General features: G+C 53.5%; 24 protein-coding genes. 8 read left to right on the forward strand and 16 right to left on the reverse strand.

Annotated elements, in window-relative coordinates; translation table 11 throughout:
* Positions 1–65 precede the first annotated feature (65 nt).
* On the forward strand, positions 66–1,580 hold the full coding sequence (locus IPN28_01700; protein QQS57559.1) for a hypothetical protein: 1,515 nt from the start codon (positions 66–68) through the stop codon (positions 1,578–1,580).
* A 3-nt stretch (positions 1,581–1,583) separates the two neighbouring features.
* Here the strand turns inward: IPN28_01700 and IPN28_01705 are convergent, their stop codons facing one another.
* From IPN28_01705 to IPN28_01730, 6 genes are all read right to left on the reverse strand, one after another.
* On the reverse strand, positions 1,584–2,537 hold the full coding sequence (locus tag IPN28_01705) for a ParB/RepB/Spo0J family partition protein (GenBank protein QQS57560.1): 954 nt from the start codon (positions 2,535–2,537) through the stop codon (positions 1,584–1,586).
* Between the two features lie 6 nt (positions 2,538–2,543).
* Positions 2,544–3,347 (reverse strand): ParA family protein, encoded by an 804-nt coding sequence (locus IPN28_01710; protein ID QQS57561.1) that lies wholly within the window; start codon positions 3,345–3,347, stop codon positions 2,544–2,546.
* A 118-nt stretch (positions 3,348–3,465) separates the two neighbouring features.
* The gene (gene rsmG, locus IPN28_01715) at positions 3,466–4,098 is read right to left on the reverse strand and encodes a 16S rRNA (guanine(527)-N(7))-methyltransferase RsmG (protein ID QQS57562.1); all 633 of its coding nucleotides are present in this window, start codon (positions 4,096–4,098) and stop codon (positions 3,466–3,468) included.
* Positions 4,088–5,986, reverse strand: coding sequence for a tRNA uridine-5-carboxymethylaminomethyl(34) synthesis enzyme MnmG (mnmG, locus tag IPN28_01720; GenBank protein QQS57563.1), 1,899 nt, complete (start codon positions 5,984–5,986; stop codon positions 4,088–4,090). The genes rsmG and mnmG overlap by 11 nt, the downstream gene beginning before the upstream one ends.
* A gap of 53 nt (positions 5,987–6,039) precedes the next feature.
* On the reverse strand, positions 6,040–7,383 hold the full coding sequence (mnmE, locus tag IPN28_01725; GenBank protein ID QQS57564.1) for a tRNA uridine-5-carboxymethylaminomethyl(34) synthesis GTPase MnmE: 1,344 nt from the start codon (positions 7,381–7,383) through the stop codon (positions 6,040–6,042).
* Positions 7,380–7,652, reverse strand: a complete 273-nt coding sequence (locus IPN28_01730; GenBank protein QQS57565.1) for a hypothetical protein — start codon at positions 7,650–7,652, stop codon at positions 7,380–7,382. The genes mnmE and IPN28_01730 overlap by 4 nt, the downstream gene beginning before the upstream one ends.
* A 93-nt stretch (positions 7,653–7,745) precedes the next feature.
* Between IPN28_01730 and IPN28_01735 the strand changes: the two genes are divergently transcribed.
* On the forward strand, positions 7,746–9,530 hold the full coding sequence (locus IPN28_01735) for a hypothetical protein (GenBank protein ID QQS57566.1): 1,785 nt from the start codon (positions 7,746–7,748) through the stop codon (positions 9,528–9,530).
* A 166-nt stretch (positions 9,531–9,696) separates the two neighbouring features.
* On the opposite strand, the gene IPN28_01740 is transcribed toward IPN28_01735, so the two are convergent.
* Positions 9,697–10,224 carry a hypothetical protein gene (locus tag IPN28_01740; GenBank protein ID QQS57567.1) on the reverse strand — a complete coding sequence of 176 codons (528 nt, stop codon included), beginning with the start codon at positions 10,222–10,224 and terminating at the stop codon, positions 9,697–9,699.
* 227 nt (positions 10,225–10,451) lie between these two features.
* Here IPN28_01740 and IPN28_01745 point away from each other — a divergent pair, with 227 nt between their 5' ends.
* Positions 10,452–10,796: a phosphotyrosine protein phosphatase gene (locus IPN28_01745; GenBank protein ID QQS57568.1), complete on the forward strand. Its 345-nt coding sequence runs from the start codon at positions 10,452–10,454 to the stop codon at positions 10,794–10,796.
* Here IPN28_01745 and IPN28_01750 read toward each other — a convergent pair.
* From IPN28_01750 to hemJ, 5 genes are all read right to left on the reverse strand, one after another.
* A complete protein-coding gene (locus tag IPN28_01750; protein QQS57569.1) occupies positions 10,769–11,338 on the reverse strand; it encodes a DUF4405 domain-containing protein in 570 nt (189 codons plus the stop codon). The two genes, IPN28_01745 and IPN28_01750, sit on opposite strands and share 28 nt — an antisense overlap.
* Positions 11,339–11,416: 78 nt before the next feature.
* On the reverse strand, positions 11,417–11,920 hold the full coding sequence (locus tag IPN28_01755; protein QQS57570.1) for a dual specificity protein phosphatase family protein: 504 nt from the start codon (positions 11,918–11,920) through the stop codon (positions 11,417–11,419).
* Positions 11,917–12,396, reverse strand: a complete 480-nt coding sequence (locus IPN28_01760; protein QQS57571.1) for a hypothetical protein — start codon at positions 12,394–12,396, stop codon at positions 11,917–11,919. The genes IPN28_01755 and IPN28_01760 overlap by 4 nt, the downstream gene beginning before the upstream one ends.
* 37 nt (positions 12,397–12,433) lie before the next feature.
* Positions 12,434–13,690 carry a transcription termination factor Rho gene (gene rho, locus IPN28_01765; GenBank protein QQS57572.1) on the reverse strand — a complete coding sequence of 419 codons (1,257 nt, stop codon included), beginning with the start codon at positions 13,688–13,690 and terminating at the stop codon, positions 12,434–12,436.
* 303 nt (positions 13,691–13,993) lie between these two features.
* Entirely contained in the window at positions 13,994–14,452 is a 459-nt protein-coding gene (gene hemJ / locus IPN28_01770) for a protoporphyrinogen oxidase HemJ (GenBank protein QQS57573.1), read from the reverse strand.
* A 113-nt stretch (positions 14,453–14,565) separates the two neighbouring features.
* Between hemJ and IPN28_01775 the strand changes: the two genes are divergently transcribed.
* Together IPN28_01775 and IPN28_01780 are read left to right on the forward strand one after the other, a co-directional pair.
* Positions 14,566–14,919 (forward strand): hypothetical protein, encoded by a 354-nt coding sequence (locus IPN28_01775; protein ID QQS57574.1) that lies wholly within the window; start codon positions 14,566–14,568, stop codon positions 14,917–14,919.
* Between the two features lie 8 nt (positions 14,920–14,927).
* Positions 14,928–15,398, forward strand: a complete 471-nt coding sequence (locus IPN28_01780; GenBank protein QQS57575.1) for a hypothetical protein — start codon at positions 14,928–14,930, stop codon at positions 15,396–15,398.
* On the opposite strand, the gene hemH is transcribed toward IPN28_01780, so the two are convergent.
* Positions 15,361–16,470: a ferrochelatase gene (hemH, locus tag IPN28_01785; protein QQS57576.1), complete on the reverse strand. Its 1,110-nt coding sequence runs from the start codon at positions 16,468–16,470 to the stop codon at positions 15,361–15,363. The genes IPN28_01780 and hemH overlap by 38 nt on opposite strands.
* Positions 16,467–17,519 carry a uroporphyrinogen decarboxylase gene (locus IPN28_01790; protein ID QQS57577.1) on the reverse strand — a complete coding sequence of 351 codons (1,053 nt, stop codon included), beginning with the start codon at positions 17,517–17,519 and terminating at the stop codon, positions 16,467–16,469. Before IPN28_01790 ends, hemH begins: the two co-directional genes overlap by 4 nt.
* Positions 17,520–17,929: 410 nt before the next feature.
* Here IPN28_01790 and IPN28_01795 point away from each other — a divergent pair, with 410 nt between their 5' ends.
* From IPN28_01795 to IPN28_01805, 3 genes are all read left to right on the forward strand, one after another.
* Positions 17,930–18,544 (forward strand): hypothetical protein, encoded by a 615-nt coding sequence (locus IPN28_01795; GenBank protein ID QQS57578.1) that lies wholly within the window; start codon positions 17,930–17,932, stop codon positions 18,542–18,544.
* A 207-nt stretch (positions 18,545–18,751) separates the two neighbouring features.
* Positions 18,752–20,092 carry a hypothetical protein gene (locus IPN28_01800; protein QQS57579.1) on the forward strand — a complete coding sequence of 447 codons (1,341 nt, stop codon included), beginning with the start codon at positions 18,752–18,754 and terminating at the stop codon, positions 20,090–20,092.
* Complete coding sequence (locus IPN28_01805; protein QQS57580.1) at positions 20,052–21,170, forward strand: hypothetical protein; 1,119 nt, start codon at positions 20,052–20,054, stop codon at positions 21,168–21,170. Before IPN28_01800 ends, IPN28_01805 begins: the two co-directional genes overlap by 41 nt.
* A 4-nt stretch (positions 21,171–21,174) precedes the next feature.
* Here the strand turns inward: IPN28_01805 and dnaQ are convergent, their stop codons facing one another.
* Together dnaQ and IPN28_01815 are read right to left on the reverse strand one after the other, a co-directional pair.
* Complete coding sequence (gene dnaQ / locus IPN28_01810; protein QQS57581.1) at positions 21,175–21,876, reverse strand: DNA polymerase III subunit epsilon; 702 nt, start codon at positions 21,874–21,876, stop codon at positions 21,175–21,177.
* Positions 21,869–22,591, reverse strand: a complete 723-nt coding sequence (locus IPN28_01815; GenBank protein ID QQS57582.1) for a glutamine amidotransferase — start codon at positions 22,589–22,591, stop codon at positions 21,869–21,871. Before IPN28_01815 ends, dnaQ begins: the two co-directional genes overlap by 8 nt.
* Between the last annotated feature and the right edge of the window lies 1 nt (position 22,592).

Here is a 22,592-nt window from a genome sequence, read left to right on the forward strand (position 1 = left end):
ATTACAAATTTCTTGGCATAATACAGATGAACGCACTATGATCAACAGAGAAGTCGGAAAAGACAATGCCAGACCCGCAAGAGCAAACAACACCCCCTCTAGCCCCGCCTCCGGCCACACAACCGGAGCAGGGCGCATTAACCCGCACATTTCAGCGGGAGGGAGGCGGTTTTTTCAAAATTGACCTTGAACCCTATACATTCAATCCAAACGAATTGTCGCTCGAGGAAATCCATACGGACCCGAGCTTGTCGCGCCATTTGATCTCCAGCCCGTATATATACACCGACGCACTTAATGGTCACCTCTTTACGCCGGAACTCAGAAGACAGATCGAAACCCTGACCGACACTGGCGGAAAATCGCTTGAAGCGCACTACCTTGCGAACAGGGAGCAGCTGCGCGGCACCCTGATCGGCTCCGGGGAACAATTCATGAATAACCTCCGGGAGGCCGCGCCCGAATTGCACGGTTTGCTTGAGCGGGACATCAGCCAGAGAATGGATGAAATGTCAGTCGCGGGGGCAGGGCGGTCTGCGCAAGACCTCACAACAGAAGAAATGCTTGCCCTCGAAAGGCTCAGCAGGGCAAATAGCTTTCTCAATAACTACTTTGTCGACACCTTTTATCTAAGGGAGCCTCCGTCACAAACAGCGGAGGCGAACCCGTTGGACGGACAAGCCGCCGGAGGCCCGATAATATCTAAGACAGTGATCGCCTTTCTGCCCGGCGCGAATTTCTCTTTCGCCGAAAACACTAAAAGACACCCGTCTCTCCAGCAAGCAAACACGCCGCCCCCGGGCACGAATGAACAATGGGCCGCTCTCGTCGCCGCCCATGAGACGGAGCATTTCATCGACGCATCGAAAGACAAAGACCCTAAAATAATGCCGCCAGAAGTGAAGGCTGTCATGAAAACTCTTGACGGTCAGGGATCAAAGATGTTGGCAGCCATGGAACCCATCATGGCGAACTTGCGCGAGACGGAATCCGATATGTCCGCGATGCAGGCCCTAGAAGGGAGGATAGACCCGCAAATCCCGGCATACTGGGCCGCTTTAAGAATCGGTGACAGCATGATCGAGGCGCTTCCGAGGCTGACAACCCAGAAACTGAACACGACCGAGAATAATATCTTCGTCTCGGGAGGAACTCTGGGTTCTCATGACACGGGATATTTCCTTTCGGAATACAACGAAACCGGAGCCATCCCAGACTACCTCACCACAGCCCCGACCGTGATGGGCTTCTATGAAAAAACGGCGGAGCAGTACGCGGAACGCGTTAAACAAGCAGCAGGCGAGGCAGGCATTCAAGGCAACAGGCTTACGGAGATCAAGCCGCTGACCCTCTCGGAGACCGTCGATCTCGTACAGAGGACGCTGGCGCAGGACCCTCCGGTCTACACGCCTGCAGAGGCGCAGATCGCGCAGACCTTTGTCCAGAGCATGACCGAACAGCTGGGAATAGAAAGAGGGAACTTGGATCTGGCGATCAGAAACAACCTACAGTCGCTGCCGCTCGCTCCGGCAACAACACCGCCAGCCCCTGCTCCTGAAGTGCAAAGGCCCGCGCTCTAAAAACTAACCGCTCTGGCGGCTCTTCGGATAGTGTGACAGGCGCTGTAAGACCTCATCAAGCTGATCGAGGGTCTTGAACTCGATTTTAAGAACGCCGCTGACTCCGTCATTGGTATCGATCGTAAACTTCAAACCCAGCAGTTCGGACATGGTCCGCTCAAGCTCAAGCGTATCGGCATCCTTCGTGCGGACAACCGTCACGCCACGCCCCGAGCCCTTCCGGCTGCGCTCTTGTTGAACGCGTCCACTTGAATCGGCGGCCAGCTTCTCCGCCTCCCGGACACTGAGACCGTCACGGATAATCTGTTCGGCAAGACTTTCAGGGTTTTCGACGGTCACGAGCGTCCGCGCATGCCCCATCGAAAGCTTGCCCTCGCTCACCTGCTCCCGCACGGCTTCCGGCAAAGCCAGCAAACGAATCATATTGGCGATGTGCGAACGGCTCTTGCCAACGGACTTCGCGAGCTCGTCTTGTGTCTGCCCGTACGTCTCAAGCAGTTTAAAATATCCTGTCGCCTCCTCGATCGGATCGAGATCCTCGCGCTGCAGGTTTTCGATCAAGGCGATCTTCAGCGCCTCGATATCATCCAGATCAAGAACAATGACCGGAACTTCATGCAGCTGAGCAAGCTGGGCGGCGCGCCAGCGGCGCTCCCCCGCAATAATTTCATAGCCGCCGGAACCTTCACGGACGAGCAGGGGCTGCAGAATTCCATGCTCACGAATAGATAAAGCCAACTCTTCGAGAGCCTGCTGATCGAAATGCTTGCGCGGTTGCTGTGGCCCGGGCGACACTTCGGCCACACCAACAGTGATTCGCGTACGCCCCTTCGCGGCAGCTGCCGCTTCGTCATAACTCGGGTAATCATGCTCCTCATCTTCGAAAAGCGCATTCAACCCGCGCCCTAAACCGCGCAGTTTAACCAGTTCGTCGGATTTTTGCTTCGCATCGGTCATCAGAATCTAAGCCACATTTTGTTGTCGAATAAGGTCTCGCTCGCGTCCAATGACTTCTTTCGCCAGATGGATGTACGCCTGAGCGCCGGGAGATTTCATATCATAGATAATGGCAGGCAGTCCATAAGAAGGCGCCTCGGAGAGGCGAACGTTGCGGGGAATCTGGGTTTGATAGACCTTATCGCCGAAAAACTTCCGCACATCCTCCGCCACTTGCCCGGAAAGATTATTCCGCCGATCCACCATCGTCAGGACAATTCCCTGAATATCCAACTCGGGATTCAGCGTCTTGCGGACACGCCGGATAGTCTTGGTCAGGTGGCTGAGGCCTTCCAGAGCGTAAAACTCGCACTGCAGAGGCACGATCAGCGACTCGACAGCGACAAAAGCATTAAGGGTCAGCAGGTTAAGAGAAGGGGGGCAATCCACGATCACATAATCATAAGGTAAAGGCCGGCGAATCGCGTTTTTAAGACGGTACTCGCGGTAATGCGCCGTCACAAGCTCAATCTCCGCTCCCGCTAGATGGATAGAAGAGGGGACGACAGAAAGATTCCGAACCTTGGTCGGCAAAGCCACATCGGTGACGGGAACATCGTCAAACAACACATCATAGATGCTTTTCTCAATTTCACTGCGCTTAACGCCTAATCCCGTCGTTGCATTCCCCTGCGGGTCGAGATCGATTAACAGGACTCGCTGCCCGACGGCACAAAGAGCCGTAGAAAGGTTAATGGCGGTCGTCGTCTTGCCGACACCGCCCTTTTGATTTGCAACCGCCAGAAGGCGGGGATTTAAATGATTATTCATGACAGAGACTTAACGGGACGTTTAATCAAAGGATGTTAAGGAAAAATTAAGGAATCGATAAGGCAGCATCGCACAAATTCGCCAAAAAAATCAAGAAATTCAAAAGCCTGAAATACCATTACTCACAAGACAAATGAGAAATCCTTAAGATCCGAGCCTTCGGGTGAGTCAGGCTTGGAAACGATTCGACCGAGAGCGAAAAGCGCGTACGGGCATTTTCAATTTCATCGTCGGCGTTTTCTCCTTTCAGGAGAATCAGTTGCAGGGTCTTGTTTTTACGATTCCATACGGATGATAATTCCAGTATGGCGGAGATATCAGCAAAGGCTCGTGCCGTGACAATTTCAGGCACAAATGACTCCCTGACTCGCTCGATGCGCCCATGATGAATCGAAACGTCAGTATCTGTTTCACGTGAAACAGTCCGCAGGAAAAGGCATTTCCTCTCATCCGATTCGATCAGGTTCATATCGAGGTCAGGGTTCAAAATCGCCAGAACCATGCCCGGAAAGCCTGCTCCTGATCCTAAATCAGCAACAACCCGCCTATCCTTCGGTAAATACTGCAAGATTTGAGCTGAGTCATAAAAATGCCGATGCCAAGCTTCAGGCAGGGTCGAATCAGAGACAAGATTAATACTCTTTTGCCATTTAACAAGAAGGGAGTGATAAATGCACAACCTCTCCATCACGGATGAAGAAAGCGAAAGCTCCCTTCTCAAATCTTCAGGAGTAAACGCCTCAGGCCGCATCTTGATCCGAGGGCTTGTTACGGACAAAACGGAGCAGGGCGATGACCGCGGCCGGAGTCACCCCCGGAATACGCGAAGCCTCCCCAAGCGTCAAGGGCCGGACACGTTCCAGCTTCTGCCGGACCTCGTTGGACAAACTGCCCACTTTGGAATAATCAAGATCGGCGGGAAGTGTTAACCCCTCATCCTTTCGGTAAGACTCGATATCCGAACGATGCCGCTCCATATACCCCGCATAAAGCGCATCAATTTCAATCTGCTCCCGAATGGCGGGCAAAATGTCACAAAGCTCAGGCCAAAACCCCGCCAGCTGCTCCCATGTAACGTGCGGAAACCCCAAAAGGGAGGCCGCTGATCGCCGAATTCCGTCCTGATTGATGTTAAGCCCTTGTTTTGCAAGGAAGGTTGGCGTAGCCTGCAGCGAGGAGACCAACGCCCGCCCCTCGGCCAGCGCCCGCGCCTTGTCCGCCCAAGCCGCATCCCGCGCAGTGCCGATACAGCCCACAACAAGCCCTTTATCCGTCAAGCGTTGATCGGCATTATCCGCCCGCAGCCACAGGCGGTATTCCGCTCGGCTGGTAAACATCCGGTAAGGCTCCGGCGCCCCCCGCGTGGTCAGATCGTCGATCAGAACCCCGATATAGGCGTCCGCCCGGTCCAGAATAAAGGTTTCCGCATCGTTACGGGCCTCAATCCCCACTCCACCTTTCGCCTGAAGAGCCGCATTGATCCCCGCCATCAGTCCTTGCGCCCCGGCCTCCTCATACCCCGTCGTCCCATTGATTTGCCCGGCCAGAAACAGCCCCGGCAAGCGCTTGGACTCCAGCGTTTTCTTTAAATCTCGTGGATCGACATAGTCATATTCGATGGCATAGCCCCATTCCATCACAGAGACCCTCTCCAGCCCCGGAATCGTGCGGATCATGGCGTCCTGAACCTCAGAGGGCAGGGAGGTTGAAATCCCGTTCGGATAGACGGTCGAATCGTCCAAACCCTCCGGTTCCAGAAAGATTTGGTGCCGCGGCTTATCGGCAAAACGGTGGATTTTATCCTCAATGGACGGACAATAACGCGGCCCCGAACTCTTGATCCGCCCGGAATACATCGCCGAACGGTGGATATTCTCCTGAATAACCCTGTGGGTAGCTGCGGTCGTATACGTCATATAGCAGGAAACCTGCGGCACCGTGACTTTATCCGTCAATGTGGAAAACGGCACCGGCGGATCATCGCCCTTCTGTTCCTCCAGAATCCCCCAGTTAATCGTCCGGCCGTCCAGCCGTGCCGGCGTTCCCGTCTTCAGCCGCGCCAAGGGAAAACCTAGCCTTTCCAAAGTCTCGGCAAGGCCGATCGTCGGCTCTTCCCCAACCCGTCCGGCGGGCTTGGTTTCCTCGCCCCGGTGGATCAGCCCGCGCAGAAAGGTTCCCGTAGTCAAAACCACGGTCCGGCAGGTAAATTCCCGTCCATCCAGCGTCCGTAACCCGCAAACAGACCCCTGTGAATCAAGAATCAGATCTTCCGCCGCCCCGGCGACAAGACTGAGATTCTCTATCCCGCCCAGAAACTCCTGCATGGCGGACTTGTAAAGCTTCCGGTCGGCCTGCGCCCGGGGTCCGCGCACCGCCGGCCCCTTGGAGGCGTTCAGCATCCTGAACTGAATACCGGCCCGGTCGATCACCCGGCCCATAAGACCGTCCAGCGCGTCGATCTCCCGCACCAGATGCCCCTTGCCCAGCCCCCCGATCGCCGGATTGCAGGACATGACCCCGATCGTCTCGATCCTATGAGTGAGCAGGGCGGTTCTGGCTCCGATCCGCGCAGAAGCCGCCGCAGCCTCGCATCCCGCGTGCCCACCCCCGACAACGATGACATCAAAATCCGTTTTCATAGCGCCGTGTTATACAGATTTTCCGTGCCAAACGCCATAAAAGAACAAAGCAGCTACTTCCCGATACAAAAATCCCGGAAAACGATATCCAGAAGATCCTCGATATCCACCCGCCCGGTAATCCGCCCCAGATGCCGGACCGCCAGCCGCAAATCCTCTGCCAGCAGTTCCGGCAAGCGGGCCTGCTGACAACGCCACAACGCCTCCAGACAGGCATTTAACGCCTCCCGATGCCTGAGGCGCGTAAGGGCAGGAGCCTCGGCAACCCTCTCACCGAAGGTAGAGACAATAAGCCCCTCCAAGGCCTTAAGAAAAACATCCAGCCCCTCTCCCGTCTTGACAGAAACAGGAATAAACGGCTCGGACAAATCAACCCTGACGCCGAGATCGCTTTTATTGACAACCCTTAGGCTGAACGAATGAGCCAGAACCTCTGTAGAAGGGTCAGGCTGCACCTGCGTCCCATCATAAACCAGCACCCTTATATCCGCCGAAAGCGCACGCTCTCTCGCTCGCCGGATTCCTTCCGCCTCGATTTGAGCATGGCCCTCATCCGAAAAAAGCTCCTCGGGCCGCAGCCCCGCCGTATCACTCAGAACAACCGGATACCCGCCAATATCCAGATGCACCTCGATAATATCCCGCGTTGTTCCAGCCAGATCGGAGACAATCGCCACGTCCCTTTGTGCTAAAGCATTGACAAGGCTTGATTTTCCCGCATTCGGCGCCCCAATGACCGCCACGCTGACCCCCTCGCGCAACCGCTCACCCCGCCGCCCGTCATTCAAATGCCCGAGCAAGGCTCGAATAAGCTCCTGAAGGTCAGGAGTGACATCTTCCAACAGATTACGCGGCAAATCCTCGTCGGGAAACTCGATCTCCGCCTCCACATAAGCTAGAATTCGGCTCAATTCCTGCCTCCACCCGTCATAAAGACGCGAAAGCGCCCCGCCCATCTGCCCCAGAGCCTGTTCTTTTTGTAAAACCGTTTCGGCATTAACCAGATCGGCAACGGCCTCGGCGGCGGTTAAATCCATCTTGCCGTTTTCAAACGCCCGCCGGGTGAATTCCCCAGGCTCCGCCATCCGATGCCCGTTCTGCTGCCCCAACACCTCAAGCATCTGACGAACGACCGCCGGACTGCCATGGAGATGATATTCCACCACATCCTCACCCGTATAGCTCCCCGGGCCCGGAAAGGCGACCACCATCGCCCGATCGATGGTTTCACGTGAAACGGGCTCCCGGAGACTCTTACAGAGGAGTTGACGAGGAAAAAAATCAGAAACTCCAGCCAGCGTCCGCAGACTTTCAAGTGCGTCCGGCCCCGAAACCCGGACCACCGCCACCCCGGCCCGTCCGGCTCCGCTGGCCAGGGCAAAAATCGTATCCCTCATTTTTTATCTTTGTCTTTTTCCGGTTTAATCCCCATGGTGCGCGCCGTTTCCATCTGCGACCAGAAGATTTTCTGGAATTCCGTCATGCTCTGCAGGGTCAGCGGCATCCAGGTCTTGACCATCTCCTCGGGACTGAGGCTGCGGATATTATCCTGCATCTTCTTCTCAAGTTCCTTCATCATCTTTTCCTGCAGTGGCGCCACGTTGGGCAACCCGATGAACAAACGGGCCTCCTCGGGCGTGCACTCAATATCGAACTTGAATTTCATGGTCTCCCTTTCTTGCGGCAAAGCCACAGAGCCTCTATAGTGATGGCATGATCTGAAACTAGCGCAGTTTAAACCGCAGGCAAAGACGTTATCGTGACCGACACCCCCGAAAACCCTTTTGAAAACCCTGAACTGCCCGAAACCTCTCCCGCAGAGGGTCAGGAAACGCAAAGCCCGACAAAGGTCAAAATCCACAAGCTCGAAATCGACCCGGATTATAAAAACAAGGCGCTGGAGCGGGTTCACAAGATTATCGAGGGCAATAAGTACGATCTCGAAAAAGTCCTGCTGGTGAATTTTGAGGGCGAGATTCTTCAGTTCCCCGCCGAGACCACCCTCAAAGTCTCAACCAAAATCAGCAAAAAGAAAATGCCCGGACGTGTGAAGGGGCCGGTACTTGTCGATAACGAACAGGCGCTGAAGGTCGCCTTTGCCAAGGAATACGACAAGCTCGCGCAGGATCCTGAAGCAATCCGTCAGATCACGGAAATCGCCACAGCCAGGGAGGATCGCTGCTTCGCGCAGCAAAATCTGGTCCTGCAACTGCCTTTCTGGAAAAAGGAATTCGTCTGGTTCGAAGGCTGCACAAGCTGCCGCACGACAGGTAAAACGAAATGCCAGCGCTGCGCCGGAAAGGGCGTAGACCAGTGCCCGCGCTGCAATGGCTCGGGAATGTGTCCTTGCACCCAATGCCGCGGCGCCCAGATGATCAACGGTCCGCAGGGGCGCAAGATGCAATGCCCGACCTGTCATGGTCGCGGCCGCATGAGCTGCGTCCTCTGCAGCCAGAGCGGCCGTGTTCAATGCCCGGTCTGCCGCACGAAAGGTTTTACGGTCTGTCCGGTTTGCCAGGGCAACGGTTGGAGCAGCAATCTGGAAATCATCGAGATCGAGGCCAAAACCGACTTCACCTACCCGGAAGAGGAACTGCCGGAAAAAATCGCCGCCCTGATGAAGGAACTCGGCCCGAAAATGAGTCAGCACGCTCAGATTCAACTTGTTCTCCCCGAGGACGACCCCGAAAAAATCAAACTCGAAGAGGAGAACAAAACCGAGGAGGAAAAAAAGAAAGACCGTCAGAACATCGACGTTTTCACCATTCCCATCAAATACGACGTCCTGCTCCCGTACGGCCATGTCGAATTCGATATCGGCGGCCAGTCCTATTACGCCTTCATGTTCGGCCACACGGGCACGGTCATCCACGTCTCACCCTTCCTCGAGGAAATCATAAGTAACGGAATCCGCAAGCTGGAAGACGCCGTGGACGGACGTGGCGACGTCGCTGCCAATCTCCGCATGGCTGCGGAATACAGAACAATCAAGGACGTCATCATCTGCGCCGCTCGTCTGCCGCTCATCAAGGCCATCGAAAAGGTGAAGGAAAGAAATTCTCTCGGCATCCGTGACGAAACAGTGAACGATCTCGTCGTCAAGGCCGACCGCGCGATCAAAAAGATCACCGACCGCCCGCGCTTCTTTGGTCTGCTGACGGGGCTGACGCTGAACGCGGGCCTGTTCGGCGCTTATTTCCTCGGCCCTGTGCGGGGAATATTGGGAACCAAACTTCCCGCCGAAATCCTCCTGAACCTCGCCGACTTCGCCCTGCTCGGTATTGGCATCTACATGGGCATCCTGCTCATGAAGTCCTTCGCCTCCGGCGCGATAAAAAAGGCAATGGCGGGCATAGTACCGAAGGGCAAGGAAGGCAAGATGACGCCCAAACTAGGCACCAAGGGCTTCTGGGCCTTCATTATGATCGCCGCCCTGTTCTTTGTATGCGTGGAAACAACCCGCCACACACCGGGCGCCACAACCCCAGGCTGGTACCAGGGCTTCATCGGTCGCCTGATCCCCGGCAGCGTCCCAAAACCTTAGTTAGCATCACAGACTCACAGCTTTTATAAAGACCGTGTTTGCAGGTCTTTATAAAAGCCGTGGATTTTGAGCTAAAAAAAATCGGCCGTTCTGAGCCCGAAGGCTGCAGAACGACCAGCGACGTGAGGGACGTCTAAAAACCCGCCGCGATTGGCGGGGTTCGCTGCTACCGGCTCCACCGGAAAGTCTGGGACAGGTCGCGCAACGCCATCTCTTTCCGGCAATCACGGTACAGGGCGACCGCGAGAGCAGAGCGGTGGCCGTTGACCGCGTCCGGGGAGTACCCGACGCTGAGCAAAGTCTCAGATTTTTCGTTTCCGGCCCTCTCCAGCGGTCCGGGGGCAAGTCGGACCCCGAGAAGCAGGCCAATCACAGCAATTTGTCCAGCCGGGCGCTGGCTTCGATCGAGAACGGATGGTGGGGAGATGTGAGGGATGGATGTGAGCAGGGGAAGGCATTCATCCGCGTTCGTCGAGGTAGGAACTTGTTTAAAAATGTCTCGCGCATGATCTTCGGGAAATGCGCTGGGGCTTTGAGGGTCGTTAAACGGCAGGGACGCCTTGAGCGGTCCATACGACCAGGCGCTGCCGACGGGGAAACTGATAAGGGCGAGGGCGATAAGCGGGCGCACAGCCTTACGTACCGTCTGCACAGACGGGCGGAAAAGAGGGGTGCTGTTGATACGCCGTGTCATAATTACCACCGTGTTTTTCTCTGGAGCGGCGCTTTCCGCGCCTGTGTTATTTCCCCTTTGGTGGGGACAGAGAAAGAAGCATTCACTTCCCTAATTTGACCACAGCAAATGTTTTATGACAAACATTTTCGTTTCGGATTTTTGGCGGTTTTTGCTGGAATATCAATGAAATAAGAAGAAAATTTATCGCTAATTTTATCCAATGAATAAAACTGCTACCTCGAGATATGAACCTCCTCTTCGTCTGCACCGCCAACAAACTCCGCAGCGCCACCGCCGAAACCGTCTTCAACGAAGTTGAGGGCATCAACGCCATCGGCGCCGGAACCGACAAAACCGCCCCCACGACAGTCGATAGCGACCTCATCGAATGGGCGGATGTAATTTTCTGTATGGAACAAACCCACAAGAACAAGGTCAAACGGCTGTTTCACAGCCTCCTGAAAAACAAGCGCCTCGTGGTTCTGGGTATCCCCGATGATTACGATTATATGCAACCCGAACTCATCCGGCTCCTGAAGGCGCGGGTCAGGAAAAGCATCAACTATTCTTTCTCCGTCGCGGACTCCTGAAAAATCGCCCCCAGAATCCTGAATTTCTCCCCCTGCGGTCCCCGGATCATCTCATCCAGACTCTGATCCAGTTGAACGGATTTCATCCCGGCCTCCTCCAAAATCCGCACAATCTCGGCCTCATTCTTCCCGGCGGCCAGCGAAAGATTCCGCACCGGCAACGCGTTCAGGCGGTTAATGATCGCCTTCGGCCCGCCCCCGCCCCCTTCTTGAGGAAAAAGATTCAGGAACGAAACCGAAAGCGCCGCCACGAAAACGCCGATCAGCCCCAGCTTCACCGGATCCTTAAAATGCAGCCGGAACGACCGGAAATGGGAAACGATATGCGCGAACGCCGCAGCGACAAAAACCAGCCCGCCCCACTCATGCACGGTCTTGTTCAGCGGCGTCTCCAGATGAAAAAACATCAAAACCCCGGTGACGCCCATCAATGCCAAACCGCCGATCATTAGCGGCGTCGCCCAGTCTCTCAAACTCCTGACCATGTCCTGCTCCTCGTTATACTCCAGCGCAAATGATACGGCACAAAGCCGTGCAAACATCCGCGCAGCAAAGAAAGACTAGCCCGAAATGACCGGAAAGACTTTGACCAAGGTCAGGAGTAAAGGCGGATACAGAATTTACTGTCGGTCAAACAAATCTCTCCAATGTGTAATGAGCCAGCGCCATTGCTCCTCCGTATCCGGCACCGGGCATCTCCGCGCTTCGGAAACCCGCGCAAACGCCTGTTCCGGCGTAAAACCCTCTAGTACAAGAACACTCGCAGCCGCCAACCCCGAACGCCCGATCCCGGCGCGGCAATGCACGGCGGCATGGGCGCCGCCCTGTACCTGCTCATACAACGATAAAATGAAGGCTTTAAAGCGGGCAAGAGACTCCGGCAAGCCCCGGTCCTCTATGGGAAAGGACAGAAAAGCAATTCCATGCCGCTCGGCGATCTCCTTTTCACCCTGCAAACCCAGTTCATAGGCTTCAAATTCCTCCAGCAGGGAAACAATAAGGCTGATCCCGCTATCCCTGTAAAACCGGAAATCGCCTTCCAGCCATTCCCCGGCAACGGGCTTGGCCATCACGCAAAGCGACCCAAGACCGATGGTCTTGATCTTGTATATTTGGGGTTTCATGAAATTTTATTAGGAAGAGATTTTAATAGCTCTCTTAATTCCTCATACTTGCCTAAAGGAAAGCAGTGGGCGTTCCATTTTTTCTTGTATCCATTCAAACACCAGATCGAAAGCAGATCGTCCATAGACTGATTGAAAGCCAATGCAAAATCATGAAGCCCCGATGTTTCATCGAAGATGACTTCGCCAATATCTTCTGGTTTCCGACGGTAAGGCGTACTCCTGAACATGGTTACTTTTATTGATACTTTTTCAGATGAAATTTTTCTGATTTGCCACAAATATTCTCCGGGTTCCTCAGGAAAGCTAAAGCTTTCAAACTCAGAACCTTTAAGCAAATTGATGACGGCTGTATAAAAATCAAAAAGAATGTTCGAAAGGTAAGACCCGCGCATACCACGGCAGACGGAATCTATAGATATGATGCACCAACACCATCCTAATCCGATTAGCTCATAGGAAATTTTTACGGTCACATTTCAAGGTCTAAAAGACCAAAAGCTACAGACTTACTTACTGATTCATGCTCGAGAAGAACTCGGAATTGCTCTTCGTATTCTTCATCTTGCTGAGCAGGAATTCCAGAGCATCGACAGTGCCCATCGGATTGAGAATCCGGCGCAGCATCCACATCTTCTGCAGCATATCTTTATCCACCAGCAGCTCTTCTTTCCGCGTACCGGATTTCTGGATATCGATCGCCGGGAACACGCGCTTGTCCGCCAGCTTGCGGTCCAGCACGATCTCGGAGTTACCCGTACCCTTGAATTCCTCGAAAATCACCTCATCCATCCGCGATCCGGTGTCGATCAGGGCCGTGGCGATGATCGTCAGGGATCCGCCCTGCTCGATATTCCGCGCCGCCCCGAAGAACCGCTTCGGACGCTGGAGAGCATTGGCGTCCACACCCCCGGTCAGAACTTTACCGGAGGAGGGCACAACGGTGTTATAAGCCCGCGCCAGACGCGTAATCGAGTCAAGCAGGATCACGACGTCGCGCTTGTGTTCCACAAGGCGCTTGGCCTTCTCCATCACCATCTCGGCTACCTGCACGTGGCGGGACGCCGGCTCGTCGAAGGTGGAGGACACAACTTCCCCCCGCACACTCCGCGCCATATCCGTCACCTCTTCCGGCCGCTCGTCGATCAGCAGAACGATCAGATAGGCATCCGGGTGGTTGATGGCCACCGAAGTCGCGATATTCTGAAGCATCACCGTCTTACCCGTCCGCGGCGGCGCCACGATCAGGGCGCGCTGCCCGAACCCGAGCGGCGAGGTCAGCTCGATCACGCGTTGAACCCGGTGATCTTTGGTCGGATCGTCGATTTCAAGGGTGATTTTTCGTTCGGGATAAAGGGGAGTAAGGTTATCGAAATTGATGCGGTGGCGGACTTTCTCGGGCGTTTCGTTGCCGATGGACCCCACTTTCAAAAGCGCAAAATATCGCTCGGAATCTTTCGGGGCGCGGATTTCACCTTCGACGATATCGCCAGTCCGCAGACCGAAACGGCGCACCTGACTGGGCGAAACATAAATGTCATCCGGTCCCGGCAGGTAATTTTCCTCAGGGGAGCGCAGGAACCCGAAACCGTCCTGCAGCACTTCCAGAACCCCGACACCCGAGATTGGCACACCCTGCATCGCCAGCTGCTTGAGAATGGCAAACATCATGTCTTGCTTACGCATCGCGCTGCAATTTTCGATGTCCAGCTCCTCGGCAAACGCCAGCAACTCGGCAGGCGAGCGGGTCTTTAATTCCTGTAAATTCATGGGATACTCATGGTTTTCGTTAAATCAATCAAAAGGAAATCTCACAACGGTGTGAAAAGATGTCTGCAGTCCCAGCACAAGGTTCTTAAAAACTATTTTTTTCTTACTGCGCTGACCTCTGCCAAATCCTTTTGGCGAAAAAATCGGTCGGCGGCATTTCTTGGATTTCTCTACTAGACACGTCCCTTATATCCATGGCCCTTAAGCCTGTCAAGAGATTATGTCTACGTGTAAAGCATATCCTTTATACTCTACAACCAAATTGAAAACAAGTCTGAATAAATTACTGTTATAAAAGGATTATTACTTCCCGAAAGACGGTTCCACCACAGCCAGAATGATGATCACAATCATCAGAATAGTCGGAACTTCGTTAAGAATCCGGAAAAATTTCGCGCTTTTTTTATTCTCGTCCCGTGCAAAAACCTTCACATGTTTGGCCAGCATCCCGTGAACGCCGGACATGACCAGAACCAGCAACAGCTTCGTATGCATCCACGGCGCACTCTTGTAAACCGCCCAGTTGGAATAAAGCATCAGCAGCCCGAACACCCACGCCGAAATCATGGCGGGGTTAATGATGATTTTCAGCAGCCGCCGCTCCATGATCTTGAACGTCTCCGATTTATCGGAACCGATCTCCGCCTCGGCGTGATAAACAAACAATCGCGGCAGATAAAGCATCCCCGCCATCCACGCCATGACGCTGATGATATGCAGGGCGCGAAGCCATTCGAAATACGCGGTCAGGAAATCATCCATAACGCTCTCAACCCTCAGAAAAGTTGCAAAAATGCGGAATTTTTGACATAAGAAACGCTTATCCGCGACAACGCCTCAATGGACCACAACGCATCGACAAAAACAAGGCCGCCATGACCACGGAAGAAAAACAGAAAAAATCAGATACCCAGGTCGCAGGCCTCGTCTCCGCAACCTATGTCGGTCTGGCCGGAGCCTTCGGGAAGGGCGCCGCCGAACTGGTCAATACGCCCAATGAATTTGCAACGCCTTATCTGGCCATCGCGGCGCTGGCCTGTCTTTTCCCCGCGCTAAGAACGGCCCGCGACTATAAGGACGAAGTGCCGCTGGAATTCGCCAAGGGCATGGTCATACCCTTCCTCGCCCTCAACCTGATCTGGGGTAAAATCGAATACGACCACAACCCGGATGATTTTTTTTCCCGCTACGAACAGCGGACAGTAGCACCGGACGCAGGGAAGAATTAAGCAACGCCATGAAAAAGCCCCTCCAGCAAAGGCCTAAGATTGACCTCTTCAGGTTAAGCGGAGTGGCTTTACTGATAGAATATCCTAGCGGCGTTCGATACTCCAATCAGGTCGGCGGTCATTCGACCAATCATCCCTTCATCGAAGGATTTATCGTTCCTTTATCGACAGGTGGATCTGCCCAAAACATTGAAAACTTATGTCCCCTGGCCGTAGAGCTTTTTGAATACTTCTTTCGAGGACCAAAATGGAAAGGCAACTGCTACCTTGGTCGCATGGATGAAGAAACCGCAGATGCTTTAGATACCTTGTTCAAAAAATACAAACCGACACAACATATACTGGTAAACCGCAACCGCTTATATGACTCTTGCGAATCCTGGGTCCATGTAACCCTGCATTACCCGGATGAAAAATATTCATTATTTAAAGACTTACCATTCAAGCGCGGCATCTTGACTTGGCCGAACAGTGATTAAAACCCAAGGCCGTTTGAAGCCCCATACAACACCGCCCGAACGCCTCCGGGCAAATCCTCTTCCCGCCTTCCGCGCAAATTCCCTGACGCCCGAGATGATCGCGCACCAACGCCGCCAGCCCCTCGATAAAAGCCCCGTGCGTCCCCGCCGTTTGGGCCCGGTAATATCCCGGCAGCTTCAATTCCTCCGCCTTATGACGATATTCGATATCCAACTCCACCAGCGTCTCCACATGCTCCTGCGTAAAGGCGTGCGGATAAATCACCACCGCCTTCTTGTCCGCCGCCGCCTTTTCCAACGCCTCCTCAACCGACGGGCCGATCCATGTCAGCGGCCCGACCCGGCTCTGATAGCAAATCTGCCAATCCAGCGCCTCAATCGACAGCGCCCCGCGAACTTTCTCAGTCATCGCCCGCGCACTCTGCTCACACTGCCACTGATACGGATCGCCGCCTTTAATCACCTTCTCCGGCAACCCGTGCGCGGAAAATAAAACCCGCGGCGCTTCATGCCCGTCCGCCTGCGCCTGTTTATAAACGCTCACGATATTTTCAACCGAAGCCTCCACAAACCCGGAATTTTCAGGATAGCAGCAGATCACACTGGCCGGCGGATGATACCCGGCAATATCCGCAGCCTTCTTCCAGTTCTCCAGCGACGACCATGTTGTTGTCGTCGAAAATTGCGGATAAAGCGGCAGGAACACAACTTGGTCCGCCCCCCAGTCCCGCACCTCCCGCACCACCTGCGCCGCCATCGGATGCCAGTACCGCATGGAGACAAAAACCTTGAAAATCTCCCCCGCCGCACCTCCGTTCAAAACCCTCTCCAGCGCTTGCCCCTGCGCCCTCGAATTTTCAAGCAGGGGAGACTTGTCGCCCAGAAGCCCATAACTATCAGAAGCTTCCTTCTTTGACCTCTTGCCGCTGATATACGCGGCAATAAAGCAGCGAAGGGGAATAGGGGCGCCGATAATATTTTTATCCATGAAGAAATTCATCAGGAACGGTTTGATCGCGCCCCTGGAATCCGGCCCGCCGAGATTGAACAACACGACGGCGATCTTGCTCATCCCTTCATCTCCCGCAGGCACTTCACCAGCAGCGCGACATTCTGAACGGGCGTATCCTTGTGAATGCCGTGTCCCAGATTGAACACGAACGGCCCGCCCGCGAAATCATGAACGATTTTTTCTATCGCCAGGATCAGCGCATCACCACCCGCCATCAGACAGACCGGATCAAGATTCCCCTGAACCGGAACCGAACTCTGCAAAACCCGCACCGCCCACTTTGTCTCAATCTGCGGATCAAGCGACAGCGCATTGACGCCCGTATCCTGCAGGTAGGAGATATAATTCACCCCCGCCCCGCGTGGAAACCCAATAATCGGAACATTGGGATAGGCCTCGCGGACCAGATCAACGATCTTACGCGTAGGAACGCTGACCCATTTTTTGAACTGCTGAGCATCAACGATCCCCGCCCAGCTGTCAAAAATCTGCAGAACCTCGGCCCCCGCCTTGACTTGTCGGATCAGATAAGCCGCCGTCCCCTCAACCAGTAAATCCATAAGCTTTTCAAGTAACTCAGGATGCTGATACGCCAGTTTTTTGATCTCAAGAAAATCCCGGCTCGATCCACCCTCAACCATGTAACACGCAACCGTCCAGGGCGCCCCGGCAAACCCGATCATCGTCGTTCCCGTAAACCCCTCGGACTCAAGCCCGGAACGCACTTTTTTCACGGTTTCGTAAACAGGAGATAGTGTCTGGTCAAAAACACTGAAATTCAATTTTGCGATATCGGACCCACTCCGCAAAGGCTCCAGCTTCGGCCCTTCGCCCTCGACAAATTCAAGCTTCTGCCCCAAGGCTTGCGGAATAACCAGAATATCTGAAAACAAAATCGCCCCGTCCATTCCGAACCTGCGGATCGGCTGCAACGTCACTTCCGCCGCCAGATCGGGATTATAAACCAGATCAAGAAAACTTCCCGCCTTCGCCCGCACCTCCCGGTATTCCGGCAGATACCGCCCTGCCTGCCGCATCAGCCAGACCGGAACATGATCGGGCTTGTGCTTCCGAAGTGCTTCGAGCATATTTTTCTTAATCCCACGCATACAGACATTTCCCTTTCTGAAAACGCCATCAGAATATCCCTAAAAATAAAAATAAAAAGATATTTTAAAAAGGTATTTTTAGATAGTAGGGGCTGTGCAAATCGGGGATCAAATTTATGCCGGATTCTATGCACAATTTAACGGAGTTGAAAACCCTATAAGCGTTCACGATTCGCTATGATTCCTCCCCGTACACGAGATTAGCCCTCAGGATCTTTTCTACAATAGGATAAGCCCCCCAATCGGCCTGATGATAGATTCGGGGTAACTTGATCCTCAGCTTCATACAAAAACAGTTCTTCGATTCCCGCACAGACTTTTGCAGAGACGTTAGGGAAAAATTAATGTATTTTATGTCAGATACAGGGCAGGGAAGAGCCAAAAAGACCTTAAGATTCGCGAATCGAAAAATGTTCAAGGAAGCCTTTAAAAAACTGGAAATGGAGGAGGTGGCCGCGATCGTGGATCAGGTCAACAAACAGGTGGACGGCAGCCTGTTTGACCCCCTGGAAACAACGGTTTTATCCTTCGATCTCTCCTTCTATCCTGGTTATCGGTTTCTCGACATCTCCGACCACGCCACGAACCCGCCGCTCCAGCGCTACGTCCTGCACAAAGATGAGAATTACACGCTTCTGGACTGGACCTACCGCCCGATCTACAAAACCAACGAACAGGCGCCAATTAGCCTCAACCCGAGCAATGTCTTGGATTACGTGCGCTTTTTCTTCTCCAACGTTCGCGGCCGTCACGGGCGTTTTCACATCATCGAAAGCCTTGAGAATATTAACTGGAAGGAAGAACCGTCCCCCTCCGAACGTAAATCCTACGGCAAGCTAATCGCCCCTATGAAAATCGTTGATAAGCTCAAACACGGCGTCTTTAAACTCGAAGCCCGCATGATGCTCAAAGCCACGCTTTTCAAGGCCGATATCTACGTCGAACCGAATGGAAAAGCCGTTTTGGCCAACCACGATATCCTGCAGGAAAATATGCCGGTCCTCGACCATGTGACGGGCCAGTAACCCTCCAAAACCCCCTTTTATTAAACCTTCGTTAATCACAGCTTAACTATCTGTTAAGTCATTGTGAACAATAGAAAATTTTTTCAAAAAAAAGAGCCGATTTTTTTACCTTGGTAGGAAAGCTTTAACATCTCACGCGCATAATGAACTCATACCCTAGGAAATCCGCGGGTTTCAGAGTTTTGAGCAGGGAAATCTGGATCAGGTATGAGCGACATTATTGAAAAAACCTTTGGCCAAAGAGGACAAAACGACCGCGTTTGCCGCGTGGCCTATACGCTGAACCATTCACAACCCATCCTCTGCACGATTATCGACGACACGCCCCTCTTTTATTTTGACGAAGATCCCTGCGACGATGAAATGGACATCGGCCAGTTCGAGGGCACCGCGCTCGAGCGGGAAATCCAGCTCCTCAAGGAAGAAATCGCCACCTATGACCGTTACGCCTTATTCAGCAAGAAAGATGAGGAAAAACGGCTGCAGGAATTTTCCGAAAATTTCACGTCAATCGAAAATTTTCACACAGGTGAAACAAGCGAAGACATCAACCCGCTTCTGTCGATTCTTGAAAAAAGCAGATTGGCTTCGGCATTCTTGGAGCTGGCAGAAAAACACAAAATAACGATTAAAAAAAGCCGTCAGGTCGAAGACGTCTTTTACGACCGCCGCGCCGGAACAATTCTTCTGAATCCTGAAATGAGCGAAGAGGATCAAATCCTCCTCCTCTCCCGCGAACTGCGCCGTCACTGGCAGCACCGTCAGGGCGCATTGATCAACCCGCTGCTCTTTCATCCCGACAACGCCATTCTGGTCAATCGACTTCAGGAAGCCGACCTGACCGCTGCGATGGTCCGCATCGGATGGGAACTTCAGCTCTCGGGCAATCGCACCGTCTGGGACCGGATCGAGGATTCACCGATGAGCGACCTCGCCCGCGCTTACGTCCGCGAAGCCAATCAGGATTTCCGTACAATCAACAACGGCACCGCCAGCGCGGCCGTCTTCGAGGCTTGGTTCCTCTCCGAACGTTGCCGCCAGCAGGACAAAAAACTTGTCCAGGCAATGCTTGCCGACTATAACGGTTACGTCTTCGAAGACATTCAGTCTTCTCGCACCTTAACCGCAGAATTGATCTCAGGATTGGGCAGTATGCCATACGGCAAAAATTACCTGTCGGTCCATGCCAACATCATCATGAACGACCCGATCTTCACCGAAGTTCGTGACCGCTCAAACGCGAATTTCCTATGGTTTATAAAATTCGAGCGCTCCTTCAAGGAAACGGAACACGAATTGCAAAACGATCCTGACTTATCCACACACGACATTCGTCATGTGGTCAAATCTCAGACTCAGGATCCCCTCCATGCAAGCGAACCAGCCGCAAAAATTGTCCAACTTTTCGGAACTCAAGAGACAGATTCAAAGACAGAGAATTCAGGAAAGCCCTCTCGTCGTTTTGCCAAGACCGGAAAAAATGACAGACACCTTCAGCCGGGAAAGGGTGAAAATATCATCCACCTCCGGTTCGGTTCCGAGGAATGACGATCCTGTCTGCGAAATAGAGTTTTTGAAGAGTAACGGGTACGCTCAAGTGAAGTCGAAATGGACTCCAAAAAATACCTATGACCTGATCGCCGAAGATCGCGTGTTTGGCTTCTCGGAGCTTGAGCGTTGGACTCTGGGTACTCTTCTTCAAAATACCCAAAACCTCGAAACCGACCGGGATCTCTGCTCCTACGGCGAAGTGCTGGCCCACTGTTTCGGCCTCATCAACGAAAGCCCAGCCGCCCGCCTGATGATTCAAGAAGCGGTTGCAGGAAAATGGCAGATCACGCTTTTCGATCTTAAAGGCGGAGATTACTGGATCGACGTCGAGGAAAAGCTGATTCTCCTCGACAGCAACGCCTTGACGCCCGCAGCCTTGGGTCGGTCAGTCTATTTCAAAAACGCCGTGATCGTAACGCTGATTAAGGCGTTGCGCGATATATGGCAGGAAAAACGCCACGGCGGCTTCGATGAGAAATACCGCACCGAATTCGTCCTGACCATGGAGCGCATCCGCTCCGCCGATTGCGATGTTCTTTCAATTCTTGTGGCCTGGGAGTTACGCAGCGGCGCTTATCCCGATCTCTGGCGCCACCTGATCGGTTCTGAAAACGGCGACATGGCGATGGCCTTTTCCGGCTTCCTTGAGCGCAATCCGTCCGGCCAGTTCAACGGTCAGGCGCTGGCGGCGTCTTTCCGCCAGTGGTTCCGCTGCGAACACCGCGTCAATACCTGCGACCACAACACGCTGGAAAATCTTGATGACATCCTCAGAGAGACACAGGAGCAAAATCCTTTCGGCGAGAGAAAACCAAAAGCCGTTGAAATTGAGATGCTCTCCTGCCTGCCCGACCGCACAGCCTATCTGCAGGGCTACGGCGCGGAAATTCTCTCCGATCCCCTGTTCTCCGGCATGGACGACCCGATCAACCAGTCGCATCTCTTTCATATCCTCTACGATCTGGAAGCCACCATCATAGAAAACGTGCCCTTCCGGGACTCCGAACTGGCGAAAAAAATATTCCCCATGCAGCCTTTGCTGCTCGAAAAGAAAACCACAAAAGCCGATCAGTAGAAAGTCAGCCCGTTTCTTTAAGTTTCTTCCACAGCGGGTCTTTGATCCCTGCAATCATCTCCTCATGCGCGGTCAATTCCTCGGCGCTTGCCTGATGCGGGCGGGCGGGTCGGAGGGGTTTTTCGCCCGTAACCCTGGTCTGAGAGACACGTTGAGTCGAAGTGTTCTCGGTCATCAGGCCAAGCCCGTGCTGCCGGCCTCCGAGCAGTTCAAGATAAACCTCCGCCAGTAATTCGGAATCCAGTAAAGCCCCGTGGAAAGTACGGTTGGAATTATCGATCCCAAATCTTCGGCAAAGCGCATCAAGATTGGCGGGCGACCCTGGAAATTTCTTCCGCGCCAGTGCTGCTGTATCCAGCGCACGGCTCCAAGGCAAGGGAGAGTGCCCAACCTGCTTGAGTTCCGCATTCAGGAATTTCATATCGAACTCGGCGTTATGAATGACCAGTTTACTGTCGTCACCGATGAAATCCAGAAACTGTGTGTATACCTGCGAAAAGACGGGCTTGTCTTTAACAAACTCATTCGTAATCCCATGAACGGCGATGCTCTCATGCGGAATATCCCGTTCAGGATTGATATAAAGTTGTAACGTTTTTCCCGTAGGCACATGGTTAAACAACTCCACGGCCCCGATCTCCAGCACTCTGTGACCTTGCTCAGGGTCCAGCCCCGTCGTCTCCGTATCCAGAACGATCTCACGCATGGGAAAGCCCCTCCAGCCACTCGCGCAGGAAAAGCGCATTTTGTTTCTCAAGCGTTGCCGCATAAGCGGCGGTATCACGCCTCAACTCCTCAAGTTTAGCGTTTACATCGCCCAAACTTTTCAAATCTTCGGTGAAATCCTCGAAGCACCCGCAGAGCTGGTTTTCACTGATCTCGGCATGAAATTGCACGGCTAAGACATTTGACCCCATTGAAAAAGCCTGATTTCTGTAGAGATCGCTCGATGCGAGTAGTGCGACTCCCTCTGGCAAATCGAACGTATCCCCATGCCAGTGGAACATATTCGTATTTTCGGCCGCAAGATGTCTTAAGGGAGATGTCTTTCCTTCTTCGGTAAGGCGCAACGGTCGCCATCCGATCTCCTTGCCTTTCGGCCCTTTATAGACTTCGGCCCCCAGCGCAGCCGCAAGAATCTGCGAACCAAGACAAACACCAAGAGTCGGTTTATTCGCATCGACCCTTTTGCGGGCGATTTTAATTTCCTCGAGCAGATGAGGATGAGCCTCCGTTTCATAAACCCCCATAGGCCCGCCCATAATGACCAGAAGATCGGCCTTCATGATCTCTTCTGCATCGAGGGCTTCTGTGGGCGTATTGATATACCGATAAGAATACCCGCACGCGCTCAGGATCGGTGCGAAGGTGCTGAGGTCTTCGCCGTCATAATGCCGGAAAACAAGCGCGCTTCGCGTCATC

The sequence above is a fragment of the Alphaproteobacteria bacterium genome (assembly GCA_016699735.1).
Classification (GTDB): domain Bacteria; phylum Pseudomonadota; class Alphaproteobacteria; order Micavibrionales; family Micavibrionaceae; genus JAGNKE01.